Here is a 13052-nt window from a genome sequence, read left to right as displayed (position 1 = left end):
GCGATGACACGTATCGACTATGACCAGATCAGCGCCACCCTCGCGGCGCTGACCGAGGGCGAGACCGACGAGGTCGCGCTGATGGCCACCATGGCCTGCGAACTGCACCATGCCGACGATCGTTTCGACTGGACCGGCTTCTATCGCGTCACCGCGCCCGAACTGCTGAAGATCGGTCCGTATCAGGGCGGCCATGGCTGCCTGCAAATCCCGTTTTCGCGCGGGGTCTGCGGTGCGGCGGCCCGGACCGGCGAGGTGCAACTGGTCGAGGACGTCGATGCCTTCCCCGGCCATATCGCCTGCGCCAGTTCCACTCGGTCCGAAATCGTCCTGCCCGTGCATCGCGGTGACGGCACCCTGATCGGCGTGCTGGACATCGACAGCGATCAGCCCGCGGCGTTTGACGCCGAAGATGCCCGGCGGCTGGCAGAGCTGCTTGAGCAGACCTTTTCCAAAATCCAGACGGCTGACAAAAACAACGACCAAATGCCGACACCGTAGGCCGGGCTTCAGCCCGGCATCGCGGGTGCCGGGCTGAAGCCCGGCCTACGCCTGGAAACAGACCTACCCAATTTTCACTTGCAAGAATCCCCATCACGCGCCACCGTGAAAAAACCAAGAATAATTTCACGGACCGCCCGTCGTGCAGCACCAGCCCCACAGCCAGAGCCTTGGCGCCGATCTCCGCGCCCTGCGCCGTGCGCGCGGACTGACGCTGGCCGGGCTGGCCAGACGGCTCGGGCGTTCCGTCGGCTGGATGAGCCAGGTCGAACGCGACCTCTCAGAACCCTCCATCGCCGACCTGCGCCAGATCGGCGCCGCGCTTGATGTGCCGATGTCGATGCTCTTCGGCCAGGCCGCCGCGCCCGCCGAGGAAGCCGGTCACATCGTCCGCAAGAAGGCGCGCCGCCCGCTGGGTTCCAGCGCGGCCGGGCTGGTCGAGGAATTGCTCTCGCCTGACCTGACCGACGATTTCGAGATGGTGCATTCCACCTTTCAGCCGCACAGCGCACTCGCCGAGCCGGTCACCCGCCCGACGCAAGAGGTCGGCTACCTGATCTCCGGCCAGCTCGACCTGCATATCGGTGAGCGCCATTTCACCCTTCATCCCGGCGACAGCTTCCGCATTCGCGGTGAGCCGTTCCGCTGGGCCAATCCCAACGACACACCGGCCATCGCGATCTGGGTGATCGCCCCGCCGGTCTACTGACGGTAACAGGAGTCCCGCAGATGGCAGATTTCCCCACTAAGACCCGCGTCGTCATCATCGGCGGCGGTGCCGTCGGCGCGTCCTGCGCCTATCACATCGCCAAGGCGGGCTGGGATGTTGTGCTGCTGGAAAAGAACGAACTGACCGCCGGCTCTACATGGCACGCCGCCGGCAACTGCCCGTCGTTCTCGACCTCATGGGCGGTGATGAACATGCAGCGCTATTCGCTGGACCTCTACCGCCGGCTGTCGGACGAGGTCGACTACCCCATGAACTACCACGTAACGGGCTCGATCCGCCTTGGCCACAGCAAAGAGCGTATGATGGAGTTCGAACGCGCCATGGGGATGGCCAACTACCAGGGCTTGTCGCTCGAAATGTTGCAGGTCTCCGACCTCAAGGACCGCTATCCCTTCCTCGAAACCCACGATCTCGCCGGTGCGCTCTATGATCCAGACGATGGCGATATCGACCCGGCGCAGTTGACGCAGGCGCTGGCAAGGGGCGCGCGTATGGCCGGCGCGCGCATCGAACGCTTCTGCCCCGCGACCGGCGTCACCCGCAAGGACGATCGCTGGATCGTGCACACCGAAAAGGGCGATATCGAATGTGAAAAGGTGGTGAACGCCGCCGGCTACTATGCCCAACGCGTCGGCGAATGGTTCAAGCCCTACGGCGGCCGTACCGTGCCGATGACGGTGATGAGCCACCAGTATTTCCTGACCGAGCCGGTGGCCGAGTTGGAGGAATGGAGCAAAGAGAACGGCAAGCTGCCGCTCCTGCGCGACGTCGACAGCTCCTACTACCTGCGGCAAGAGAAATTCGGCCTCAACCTCGGCCCCTATGAGCGCAACTGCAAGGCGCATTGGGTCACGCCTGACGATCCCATGCCCGAGGACTTCTCGTTCCAGCTTTATCCCGACGACCTTGAACGGCTGGAATGGTACATCGAGGACGCCATGGCGCGCGTGCCGCTGCTGGGCCAATCCGGCGTCGGCCGCGTTATCAACGGCCCGATCCCCTATGCCCCCGATGGGCTGCCCCTCTTGGGGCCCATGCCCGGCGTGCCGGATGCCTACGAGGCCTGCGTCTTCACCTTCGGTATCACCCAGGCCGGCGGGGCGGGCAAGGTGCTGGCGGAATGGGTCACCGAAGGCCAGACCGAATGGGACATGTGGGCCGTCGATCCGCGCCGCTACACCGACTACGTCGATCAGGACTATGCGGATGCCAAGGCGGTGGAAACCTACGGGCACGAATATGCAATGCACTTCCCGCATCACACCTGGCCCGCCGGTCGCGGCAAGCGGCTTTCGACGCTGCATTCGCGGCTCGAAGCGGCGGGCGCACAGTTCGGCGCCTACAACGGTTGGGAGCGCGCGAATTGGTTCGCGAAGACCGGCGACGATACGTCGGAGGAAGCCACCCAGACCTGGCGGCGCAACGGCCCCTGGGCGGCCCGAGTGAAAGAGGAATGCGAAGCCGTCCGCGACCATTGCGGTATCCTCGCCATCTCCGGCTTCACCCGCCTCAAGGTCGAAGGTCCCGGCGCGCGGGATTTCGTCGACGGCCTCACCGCGTCGCGCCTGCCGAGTGAGGGCCGCATCGGGCTGGCGTACTTCCCCGATGACCGCGGCCGCATTGTCACCGAGATGTCGGCCATGGTGCATGGGGACGACGAGGTCGGCCTGATTACCGCCGCCACGGCCCAATGGCACGACGCCGAGCACCTGTCGCGTCAGGCCCCGGACGGCATCACCGTCACCGACCATACCGATGAAGCCGAATGCCTGCTAGTCACCGGCCCCAAGGCGCGCGACATCCTCGCACCGCTGACCGACGGCCATGACCTGTCGAAACCCTGGCTTTCGGTCAGCTTCGAGGGGACGGTGTCAGGCAAACCCTGCGCCCTGATCCGTGTCTCATTCGCCGGCGAACTCGGCTGGGAAATCCACTGCGCTCCGGACGATGCCCCCGCGATCTGGGATGCCGTCACCGACGCCGGAGCAAGACCCTTCGGCATGTACGCCCTCAATGCGCTGCGCCTCGAAAAGGGCTACCGGGCATGGAAAGGCGACCTCTCCACCGACTATTCCTTGCTCGAAGGCAGTCTCGACCGCTTCATCGACTGGTCCAAGGACTTTCCCGGCAAGGCCGCGCTGGAGGCCGAGAAGCAACAAGGCTCCGCCAAGCGCTGCGTGCCGCTGAAGATCGACGCGGGCGACTGCGACGCGCCCTACATGGCCACCGTCTGGAGCGGAGACGAAATCGTCGGCGAGGTTACCTCCGGCGACTGGGGCTACCGTGTCGGCGGCTCCATCGCCCTGGCCATGCTGCGGACCGATCGCACCGATCCCGGCACCCCGCTCGAGGTCGACATCTACGGCCAGCGCTGCAAGGCAAAGGTGCAATCCGACGCGCCGCTTTGGGACCCCGGCAACGAACGGCTCCGCGCATGACCGATCCAGTCCTCCTTCTGTTCGCAACGACGCCCGGGGGCAGCCGAAGCCCCCACTCTACGGGAGCCATGAGATGACCGAGATCACACTGCTTGACGGTGGCATGGGGCAGGAACTCGTCCGCCGCGCTGGTGACAAGCCGACCGCGCTGTGGTCCACCCAGATCATGCTCGACCACGCCGGTCTGGTGGCGGAGGTCCATACAGATTTCTTCAACGCCGGCGCGACCATCGCCACCGCCAACACCTACGCGATCCTCCGCGACCGCCTGCGCCACGCAGGTATCGAGGAAAAGTTCGCCGAGCTTCACGACAAGGCCCTTTCCGAAGCCGAAGCCGCCCGCAAGGCCCATGGCTCCGGCCGGATTGCCGGCGCCATCGGTCCCATCGGCGCGTCTTACCGCCCCGATCTGCACCCGGACAAGGACACGGCGCAGGCCATCTACATCGAAATCGGCCAGATCCTCGCACCCCGTGCGGACCTCATCCTTTGTGAAACCGTGGCTTCGCTGGCCCACGCCCGCGACATCCTCACGGCAACCGTGCCAATGGGCAAACCGGTCTGGCTCGCCTGTACGGTCGATGACGAGGAGGGCACGATCCTGCGCTCCGGCGAACCCCTGTCCGAGGCTGCGGGCATCGCCGCCGACCTCGGCGCCTCTGCCGTCCTCGCCAACTGCTCCGCGCCCGAAGCCATTGCCGCCGCGCTCGACCCTCTTGCCGGTGCAGGTCTGCCCTATGGCGCCTATGCCAACGGTTTCACCCAGATCACCAAGGACTTCCTCAAGGCCAACCCCACCGTCGATGCGCTCTCTGCCCGCCGAGACATGGGCCCGGAAAGCTACGCCGACCACGCCATGCAATGGGTCGCACACGGCGCCACCATCGTCGGTGGCTGCTGCGAGGTCGGCCCCGCCCATATTGCCAAGATCGCCAACCGTCTGACCGCCGACGGCCATACCATCACCTGATCCTAAGGTTGCTTAATAACCATCCGGAAACCGGCGACAGTGCCACGCAGGTGCCGGCCTTGGCTGGCGGCGCCGGCATGGCTTAATCAGGGCCCGAAAATTTCCGGCGCGGGGGTCATGCAATGCTGCGTAATCAAGACCCACGACCATCCGGTTATTTTCGCAGTATTTATTAATATCGAATCGGAGAAGAATCGGCGCTAACTCAAAATCGTGGAAAATACCTCGATCGTGTTCCTGCATTCGTAGGGGATATTTTCTCATCCCACTGTATAGATTATGAAATCTCCGCTCGATCGCCGCACGTCTTAAAGGCGTATGGTGGGATTGCCGGATACAACATCAAACTCGTAAAATCAAATGCTTGCGCGAATCAGCGTTGCGCTGACCCTGCAATCTCATTCCCGGATATCCAGCAATCCGCAATGCTGATGTATGGGCTCGTTCACCTGCCGTCAATAAGGGTCGGCACTGAATTGCGTGATTTAGAACGCCAATTAACGCAAGTTTCACACTGAATAAGAAGTGTCGATTTTTTTTATCCGCGGCAGTCGTTTTTGGTTAATGCGCAAGGCCCTGACCCTGCGGTCGCCCACCCCATGCGAAACGGGCATTCTTGCAATCCGCAGGCCTGCATGAAACCCTTTGCCCATCATGGTGACACTCGCGCATATCCTTGCGGCACAGGCAAAAATCAGGGGCCTTGCGGACGCCACGCCGCTGGTGCCGTCGCCCGTCATGACGCGCGTCACCGGACAGGATTTCCTGCTCAAGCTCGAGATCACGCAACCCATCGGGGCCTTCAAGCTTCGTGGCGCGCTCAACGCCATGCTTTCCTTGCCCGACGGCGTCGCCGGCGTCACCTGCTGCTCGACCGGCAATCACGGGCGCGGCGTCGCTTGGGCCGCGGCACGGCAGGGACTGCGTGCGGTGATCTGCATGTCGGCGCTGGTACCCGAATCCAAGGTGGGCGGCATCCGCGCGCTGGGCGCCGAGGTGCGCATTTACGGCCGGTCACAGGATGACGCCCAAGCCGAAAGCCTGCGGCTCGAAACCGAAGAAGGCCTCGTCGGCATCTCGCCCTTCGACGACGCTGCGGTGATTGCCGGGCAGGGGACCATCGGGCTCGAGATGCTCGCCGCGCGGCCCGATCTGGAAACGCTCCTGATCCCGCTCTCGGGCGGCGGTCTGGCGGCGGGAATCGCGGTGGCTGCACGCGCCATCAAGCCGGACATCCGGCTGGTTGGCGTCAGCATGGACCGGGGCGCCGCTATGCAGGCCTCGATCCGCGCAGGGCAACCGGTCGAAGTCACAGAGGTCGCCAGCCTCGCCGACAGCCTCGGCGGTGGCATTGGCCTGGACAACCGCCTGTCCTTTTCGCTCTGCCGCGACCTGCTGGACGAGGTCGTGCTTGTCACCGAGCCAGAGATCTATCAAGCCATGCAGACGCTTTACCACGAGGACCGTCTGGTGGCCGAGGGCGCCGCCGTCGTGGGCCTCGCGGCCTGCCTGTCCGGCAAGGTCTCGCCCAAGGGGCCAACCGCGACGGTTCTGACCGGGCGCAATGTCGATATGGCGCAGTTCACCGCCGTCGTGACCGGGCAGGACGTGCGCTTGGGTGACCTGCTGGTGAAGGGACGAAGATATGAGCCGTGACATCCGCATCGTGACAGAACCCGAGTTGCGCGAAGTGGTACGGCTGGACCTCGCGACCATCGACGTGGTCGAATGCGCCTTCCGCGCCTTGGCGCAGGGTGGGGTCATCATGCCGCCGGTGCTTTCGATGGAGTTGACGGAGGCCCACGGCGAGGTTGACGTCAAGACCGCCTATATCCCCGGCTTCGACGGTTTCGCCATCAAGGTCAGCCCGGGCTTCTTCGACAACCCCAAGCTGGGCCTGCCATCGCTGAACGGGTTGATGATCCTGTTCTCCGCAAGGACCGGGCTGGTCGAGGCCGTCTTTCTCGACAATGGCTATCTCACCGATATCCGCACCGCTGCCGCAGGTGCAGTCGCCGCCCGCCACCTCGCGCCGGCAGAGGTCGGGACTGCCGGCGTGATCGGCACCGGCGTGCAGGCGCGTTTGCAGATGCAGGCGGCGTATCTGGTGCGGCCCTTCAAGAGGGTGCTGATCTGGGGCAGGGATGCTGCAAAGGCGGAGATCTGCGCCGCAGACCTCCGCAAGGCGTTGGATGTCGAGGCGTCAGTGGCCGAAACACCCGAAGCCGTCGTCCGAGAAAGCCAGCTTGTCGTCACCACGACACCTTCGCGCGAGCCGCTGGTTCAGGCGGATTGGCTCCACGATAACCTGCACATCACCGCCATGGGGTCGGACCAGGCCGGCAAATGCGAAATCGCGCCCGGGGCGCTGGCCGCGGTCGGTCTCTACGTCTGCGACCGGGTCAACCAATGCGCGGCGCTGGGCGAACTTCGCGCCGCCCACGCCGCAGGTCTCTGGATCAAGGGCGACCCGCCCGAACTGGGCGAAATCATTGCCAAGCCCCTTGCGACGCGCCCCGCGACGACCATCTGCGACCTGACGGGCACCGGCGCCCAGGACACAGCCATCGCCACCCACGCTTTCGCCCACCTCGGCGCGGCCGGCACCATCGTGCGGGCCTGACCGATGGCGCTGGACCCCCGCGACATCGACATCCTCAAGGTGCTTCTGCGCGAAGGCCGCATCTCCAAGGCGGCATTGGCCGATCGGGTGAACCTGTCACCGACGCCGTGCTGGAACCGCCTGCGCAGGCTGGAAGGCAGCGGCGTGATCGAAGGCTACACAGCCCGGCTCGACCTGCGCCGCATCGCGCCCTATGCGCGCGTCTTCGTGGTGGCCGAGCTTAAGGATCACACCGCTGCCAGCTTCCAGCGCTTCGAGGCCGCTATACGTGACGTGGACGAAATCACCGGCTGCTGGGCGCTGGGCGGCGGCTACGATTATCTGCTTCAGATCACCAGCCGCGACGTGGACGGTTTCCAGCGGCTGATGGACGATCTGCTGGAGCGCGAGATCGGGCTGGCGCGGTACTATTCCTACATCGTGACCAAGGCGGTGAAGGGCGATGCGCCGCCACCGCTGGATGTGCTACTGGGCAAGGAATAGGTCGTCACGGCTGTCCGCCTCGGCGCGACTGGGCGTCCGGGCGCGAAATCCTTAGAACCACTGCCCCGGTTCCATCAGCCCCAAGTCCAGCAACTGCCGTGAATGCCACTCGAACGGCACCGAGTTGTGCCATGTGAACGTCGGGATGTCGTAGGTCGACCCGGGGTTCAGCTTCAGCGCCTTCGCCGTCCGGAACGAGGCCACCGCCGCCGTCAGGTTGTGGTGCCACGGGCAGGAGTAGGTATTATATTCCTCGTCGGAAAAGGTGTAATCGGCGCGCATCTTCAGCCCCGGCCGCGCCCGGAACAGCGAGATCCGGTCGATCTTGCGGCGTGCCGGGGGAACATGCTCCTCGTAGCGCCAGCGCAGCCCGCCGTGAAAATCAAGCTGCCGCTCCTTGGGGTGGTTGTGGTTCGCTGGGTCCGGCCGCGCCAAGGCATAATACCCGGTCCGGTCGATATGCGCCTGATCCAGCGACACGGCATTGCCGAAGCGGCCAAGGTCCCGCGCATAAAGGTCGATCACGAAGCTCAGCATCGCGTCGCGCCGTTCCTCGGTGTGAAAGGCCAGCATCTCGCCGATCGTGCGCGTTTCGCAGAACGGATAGAACAGGTACTCGGCGTTGTAGCAATAATACAGCCAGATCGGCCCCGACGCCGGGATCACCGCGTTGACGATGGTGTCGATGCCGCCGTCACGCACGTGTGAATGATCGACGCGGTGGACCATGTCGAGGTCGTCAGGCAGGGTGAACCGCTCGGGCATGAAGGCCACCACCGCCTTGAACCCCTGGTAGGCATGGTGGCGCAGGGTCGAGGCGACCTCGGCCTCGTCCTCGCACAGGATCAGTGCCACGGGCCCCTTGACCAGCGCCTCCTTGCCGCGGGCGAGGAAATCGGAAAGCGACGAATACTGCATCTCTGCCCCTGTTTTGCGCCAGACTCGGTGAATTTTGTGTGCATTGCAAGACGCACCCGTTTTGATGTACCCAGCGCCCTCGAACCCGCCTGAGGAATCCCTGCCATGTCCGAGCCCAAGAAGCTTTTCATCAAGACCTACGGTTGTCAGATGAACGTCTACGACAGCGAACGCATGGCCGAGGCGCTGGGCGGACAGGGCTATGTCGAAACCCAGACACCCGACGACGCCGACATGATCCTGCTCAACACCTGCCACATCCGCGAAAAGGCCGCCGAGAAGGTCTATTCCGAACTCGGACGTTACAAGGGCCTCAAGGCGGACAAGCCCGACCTCAAGATCGGTGTCGCCGGTTGCGTCGCCCAGGCCGAGGGCGAAGAGATCATGCGCCGCCAGCCGCTGGTCGATCTGGTGGTCGGCCCGCAAAGCTATCACCGCCTGCCCGAAATGGAGGCCAGGACCCGTGAGGGCGTCAAGGCGCTCGACACCGACTTCCCCGAAGAGGACAAGTTCGAACAGCTGAAACCGCGGCCCAAGGCCAAGCGCGGCCCCACCGCCTTTCTCACCGTGCAGGAAGGCTGCGACAAGTTCTGCGCTTTCTGCGTGGTGCCCTACACCCGAGGGGCCGAGGTCTCGCGGCCGGTCAGCCAAGTGCTGACCGAGGCGCGCGACCTTGTTGAACGCGGGGTGCGCGAAGTCACCTTGCTGGGCCAGAACGTCAACGCCTACCATGGCGCGGGGTCGGACGGCGACTGGTCGCTGGCACGGCTGATCGAGGGGCTCTCCGGCATCGACGGGCTGGAACGCATCCGCTACACCACCAGCCACCCCAACGACATGTCCGATGACCTGATCGCCGCACATGCGGACTGCGCCAAGCTGATGCCCTACCTGCACCTGCCCGTGCAGGCCGGGTCCGACAAGATCCTCAAGCGCATGAACCGGCAGCACACCGCCGAAAGCTATCTGCGCCTGATCGAGCGTCTGCGCGCCGCACGTCCCGATCTGCACCTGTCCGGTGACTTCATCGTCGGCTTCCCGGAAGAAACCGAAGAGGACTTTCAGGCCACGCTCGACATCGTGCGCGCCGCGCAATACGGCACCGCGTTCTCGTTCAAGTACTCCACCCGCCCCGGCACCCCGGCCGCCGAGCGCGATCAGGTAGCGGAAGACGTCAAGGCCGACCGGCTCCAGCGCTTGCAGGCGCTGATCACCGAGCAGCAGCGCAGCCTGCAGGACGCGATGGTCGGCCGCGAGGTCTCGGTCCTGTTCGAAAAAGAGGGCCGCCATCCCGGACAGATGGTGGGCAAGTCCGAATATCTCCACGCGGTGCATGTGGCCGACGCCGACAAAGCGCGCGGCGACATTGCGAAAGTGCGGATCATCGACAGCGGCACCAACTCGCTCGCGGGCGTGCTGGTCTGACTCGGCAATGAAAAAGGCGGGCCGAAGCCCGCCTTTTCAGTTCTGACCCGACGACCGGCTTAGCGGTTGTGACGCCGGTGCGACGCGCGGTCGTTGTAGATCTGGCGCATGGTGGCCTTGAGGGCCTCGGAATCGCCGACAAGCGCCTTGTCGCGGCAAACTCGCTCGCCGATCGCATGCGCGGTCGAAAAGTCATAACCAACCGACACCAGGCTGTCGATGAATACGGCGTTCGGACGGTCCCAGATCACCTCGGTCCAGGGGCCGCGGAAGCAGCTCACCACGATCTTGTTGCCAGTCGCACCATAGGCGCCGTGGTCCCGGTGCTTGTGTTTGCCGCCAGCAAAGGCCGGGGCCGCGAGAGCCGCGCAGAGCGCAGCGAGTACAATCGTTTTTTTCATGTCATTACCCTAACCCAGGATCCTGGCCAATTCTTCGGCCCGCACGCGCCAAATGCCGCCAGGCGCAGACACGCGGTGGCACGACATTGGCGAGACTCCAGTCAGAATAGGCCGAAGCCGATGCTTTCCAAAGAAGATTCGTCTACTGTCGCTGATCTTGCGCCAATCCGGCCGGGTTTCCGAAATTGTCCCTGCGCGATAGGCAATATTGCCCTTTTCGGTTGCGCGAATGCATCCCGGTGATGTTTCGCGCCCCGGATAACCGCCTGAAAATTTGTGAACTCTTCAGGCCGGTCCTGTCGCAAAATGGGGCGGATATAGCGTGGGACCCGCCAAGTGCCCGCAATATCTGGTTTTCCTCCTTCACAGGTCGCGAATGTTTGCTAGAGTGCCGAAAGTAACAAGAGTTGAACTCGACCGTTCCGATTCTTTCGGTCGGGGGGACGGGGACCAATTGGAACAAGGGACAGAGTTGTGGGGACATTGAAGACCAAGGCTTTGCGCACCGCTGCCACCGGTTGCGCCTTCGCGGTGATCGCAGCGCTGGTATCCGCCGGCGCCGCCGACGCGCAGACCTTTTCACGCGATACGCCGTCGCAGCAGGGGCGTGACCGGGGCCAATACGTGCCCGAGATCGTGCTGACGCCGGACGGTTGTGAAGTCTGGGCCGCCGATGACGGCGCCGAGGGCTATGCCTCGAATCGGCTGACGCGCAAGGGCACACCTATTTGTCACGACGTGACCCCCTGCGGCCTGGTCAACACCGATCAGTTCTTCGCCACCGACAGCTATCGTATCCATGCCAACGGCAAGGCCCGCCTGCGCGAGTTCTTCCAAAGCTCGACCGCCTTCGCCTATACCATCGTCGGCCACACCGACAGCCGCGCCAGCCACGAATACAACATGCGCCTGAGCCACAACCGCGCCAATGCGGTGGCCCGGGTCGCGCAGTCGGCCGGCGCCAAGATCGTCGATGTGCGCGGCATGGGCGAAACCGCCCCGGTCGCGTCGAACCGCACGCGCGAGGGCATGGCCCGCAACCGCCGTGTCGAAATCCTGTGCTTCCAGTGAAGGGACAAGCAGACATGAAGATCGTCAAACTCGCTGCCGCCCTGTCGCTGGGCTTCGTAGTCTCGGCCTGTGACGAGGGCCTGCGCGGCTATGGCCCCAACAAGTCGATCGATCGCGGCATCAACGAACACTCGCTGAAGACCCTCAAATGGGGCGTCTACGTCGATCCCGATGGCTGCGATCACTGGATTTCGGACGACGGGGTCGAAGGCTATCAGGTCAACCGTCTCGACCGATACGGCAAGCCGGTATGCTCGGGCGTCGCGCCGCCCACCTATACCGCCGGTGACTTCAAGGGCGGCTCGCCGATCCGCGACCCCAACTGACCGCCCGAAACCGTGCAGGACGCAGCCGCGGTGCAAGCCGCGGCTGTTTTTCGTGACACGGGCCCGAGAAACCGCAAGGTGCCCCTTGCCAAGCCACGCCGTCTGCGTTTTGCTGGGCTCAATATATAAGAGGGAGACCTCCTTGGCCGCACCGCATCTTGATGACCCGATCGCGCCTGACACGCTTCAGGAAACGGTGCTCGAATTTCCGGACAACAGGCTTCTTATCGACCTCTGCGGAGAGTTCGACCGCAACCTCGCCGCCATCGAATCACGGGTGTCGGTTCAGATCCTGCGCCGCGGCAACCAACTGGCCGTTCTCGGCGAACCCGAGGCCCGCGCCGAAGCCGCCGAGGTGCTGACCGCGCTTTACGAACGGCTGGAAGCGGGGCGCCCGGTGGAAACCGCCGATATCGACCGCGAACTTCGCATGGGCTCCGAAGAGGAAGGCGCCCGCGACGGCGACCAACTCGACATGTTCCCGAAGGGCCAGGTCGAGATCAAGACCCGCAAGAAACTGGTCGAGCCGCGCACCGACGCGCAGAAGGCGTATGTCCGCGCGCTTTTCGAAAACGAAATGGCCTTCGGCATCGGCCCTGCCGGCACCGGCAAGACCTATCTCGCGGTCGCGGTGGGCGTGAACATGTTCATCAACGGTCACGTCGACAAGATCATCCTCAGCCGCCCCGCCGTGGAAGCCGGCGAAAAGCTCGGCTACCTGCCCGGCGACATGAAGGACAAGGTCGATCCCTACATGCAGCCGCTCTACGACGCGCTGAACGATTTCCTGCCCGCCAAGCAGCTGGGCAAGCTGATCGAGGAAAAGAAGATCGAGATCGCGCCGCTGGCCTTCATGCGCGGCCGCACGCTGGCCAATGCCTTCGTGGTCCTTGACGAAGCGCAGAACGCCACCTCGATGCAGATGAAGATGTTCCTGACGCGGCTGGGCGAAGGCTCGCGCATGGTGATCACCGGCGACCGCACGCAGGTCGACCTGCCGCGCGGCGTGCAGTCGGGCCTCAAGGACGCCGAGCGTCTGCTGAACCGCATCCCCAACATCGCCTTCAACTACTTCACCGCCAAGGATGTGGTGCGCCACCCGCTGGTCGCCGCCATCATTGAAGCCTACGACAAGGACGCCGAGACACCCTAGCGGCTTCTTCTGG

13 protein-coding genes are annotated in these 13052 nt (G+C 64.2%); 11 read left to right on the top strand and 2 right to left on the bottom strand.

Annotated features, from left to right (window positions below; all coding sequences use genetic code 11):
• The first annotated feature begins 3 nt into the window (after positions 1-3).
• From AC04PT_RS17420 to AC04PT_RS17390, 7 genes are all read left to right on the top strand, one after another.
• Positions 4-501 carry a GAF domain-containing protein gene (locus tag AC04PT_RS17420; RefSeq protein ID WP_482875017.1) on the top strand — a complete coding sequence of 166 codons (498 nt, stop codon included), beginning with the start codon at positions 4-6 and terminating at the stop codon, positions 499-501.
• Positions 502-643: 142 nt separating this feature from the next.
• Positions 644-1210, top strand: a complete 567-nt coding sequence (locus tag AC04PT_RS17415) for a helix-turn-helix domain-containing protein (protein WP_482875016.1) — start codon at positions 644-646, stop codon at positions 1208-1210.
• Between the two features lie 20 nt (positions 1211-1230).
• Positions 1231-3669, top strand: a complete 2439-nt coding sequence (locus AC04PT_RS17410) for a GcvT family protein (protein WP_482875015.1) — start codon at positions 1231-1233, stop codon at positions 3667-3669.
• A gap of 73 nt (positions 3670-3742) precedes the next feature.
• Complete coding sequence (locus tag AC04PT_RS17405; RefSeq protein WP_482875014.1) at positions 3743-4639, top strand: homocysteine S-methyltransferase family protein; 897 nt, start codon at positions 3743-3745, stop codon at positions 4637-4639.
• A gap of 654 nt (positions 4640-5293) precedes the next feature.
• Entirely contained in the window at positions 5294-6295 is a 1002-nt protein-coding gene (gene eutB, locus AC04PT_RS17400; protein ID WP_482875012.1) for a hydroxyectoine utilization dehydratase EutB, read from the top strand.
• Complete coding sequence (locus AC04PT_RS17395) at positions 6285-7262, top strand: cyclodeaminase (protein WP_482875011.1); 978 nt, start codon at positions 6285-6287, stop codon at positions 7260-7262. Before eutB ends, AC04PT_RS17395 begins: the two co-directional genes overlap by 11 nt.
• Before the next feature lie 3 nt (positions 7263-7265).
• Positions 7266-7745, top strand: a complete 480-nt coding sequence (locus AC04PT_RS17390; protein ID WP_482875010.1) for an Lrp/AsnC family transcriptional regulator — start codon at positions 7266-7268, stop codon at positions 7743-7745.
• A gap of 51 nt (positions 7746-7796) precedes the next feature.
• On the opposite strand, the gene AC04PT_RS17385 is transcribed toward AC04PT_RS17390, so the two are convergent.
• Positions 7797-8663 (bottom strand): hypothetical protein, encoded by an 867-nt coding sequence (locus tag AC04PT_RS17385; protein ID WP_482875009.1) that lies wholly within the window; start codon positions 8661-8663, stop codon positions 7797-7799.
• A gap of 105 nt (positions 8664-8768) precedes the next feature.
• On the opposite strand from AC04PT_RS17385, the gene miaB reads away from it, so the two are divergent.
• Entirely contained in the window at positions 8769-10088 is a 1320-nt protein-coding gene (miaB, locus tag AC04PT_RS17380; RefSeq protein WP_482875008.1) for a tRNA (N6-isopentenyl adenosine(37)-C2)-methylthiotransferase MiaB, read from the top strand.
• Positions 10089-10147: 59 nt separating this feature from the next.
• On the opposite strand, the gene AC04PT_RS17375 is transcribed toward miaB, so the two are convergent.
• Positions 10148-10489, bottom strand: a complete 342-nt coding sequence (locus tag AC04PT_RS17375; RefSeq protein ID WP_482875007.1) for a hypothetical protein — start codon at positions 10487-10489, stop codon at positions 10148-10150.
• Between the two features lie 474 nt (positions 10490-10963).
• On the opposite strand from AC04PT_RS17375, the gene AC04PT_RS17370 reads away from it, so the two are divergent.
• From AC04PT_RS17370 to AC04PT_RS17360, 3 genes are all read left to right on the top strand, one after another.
• Positions 10964-11560: an OmpA family protein gene (locus AC04PT_RS17370; RefSeq protein WP_482875006.1), complete on the top strand. Its 597-nt coding sequence runs from the start codon at positions 10964-10966 to the stop codon at positions 11558-11560.
• Positions 11561-11574: 14 nt separating this feature from the next.
• Complete coding sequence (locus tag AC04PT_RS17365) at positions 11575-11886, top strand: hypothetical protein (RefSeq protein ID WP_482875005.1); 312 nt, start codon at positions 11575-11577, stop codon at positions 11884-11886.
• A 142-nt stretch (positions 11887-12028) separates the two neighbouring features.
• The gene (locus tag AC04PT_RS17360; RefSeq protein WP_482875004.1) at positions 12029-13039 is read left to right on the top strand and encodes a PhoH family protein; all 1011 of its coding nucleotides are present in this window, start codon (positions 12029-12031) and stop codon (positions 13037-13039) included.
• Positions 13040-13052: the final 13 nt, after the last annotated feature.

This window comes from Litorisediminivivens sp. KMU-197, from assembly GCF_056858395.1.
Note: the sequence above shows the minus strand (reverse complement) of the source record. Positions and strands in the feature narration are given on the sequence as shown.

Bases quoted from the DNA above. Each gene is read 5' to 3' on its own strand.
- AC04PT_RS17385 (WP_482875009.1), bottom strand. From the start codon at position 8,663: ATGCAGTATTCGTCGCTTTCCGATTTCCTCGCCCGCGGCAAGGAGGCG.
- AC04PT_RS17375 (WP_482875007.1), bottom strand. From the start codon at position 10,489: ATGAAAAAAACGATTGTACTCGCTGCGCTCTGCGCGGCTCTCGCGGCC.
- AC04PT_RS17410 (WP_482875015.1), top strand. From the start codon at position 1,231: ATGGCAGATTTCCCCACTAAGACCCGCGTCGTCATCATCGGCGGCGGT.
- AC04PT_RS17390 (WP_482875010.1), top strand. From the start codon at position 7,266: ATGGCGCTGGACCCCCGCGACATCGACATCCTCAAGGTGCTTCTGCGC.
- eutB (WP_482875012.1), top strand. From the start codon at position 5,294: ATGGTGACACTCGCGCATATCCTTGCGGCACAGGCAAAAATCAGGGGC.
- AC04PT_RS17395 (WP_482875011.1), top strand. From the start codon at position 6,285: ATGAGCCGTGACATCCGCATCGTGACAGAACCCGAGTTGCGCGAAGTG.
- AC04PT_RS17420 (WP_482875017.1), top strand. From the start codon at position 4: ATGACACGTATCGACTATGACCAGATCAGCGCCACCCTCGCGGCGCTG.
- miaB (WP_482875008.1), top strand. From the start codon at position 8,769: ATGTCCGAGCCCAAGAAGCTTTTCATCAAGACCTACGGTTGTCAGATG.
- AC04PT_RS17365 (WP_482875005.1), top strand. From the start codon at position 11,575: ATGAAGATCGTCAAACTCGCTGCCGCCCTGTCGCTGGGCTTCGTAGTC.
- AC04PT_RS17405 (WP_482875014.1), top strand. From the start codon at position 3,743: ATGACCGAGATCACACTGCTTGACGGTGGCATGGGGCAGGAACTCGTC.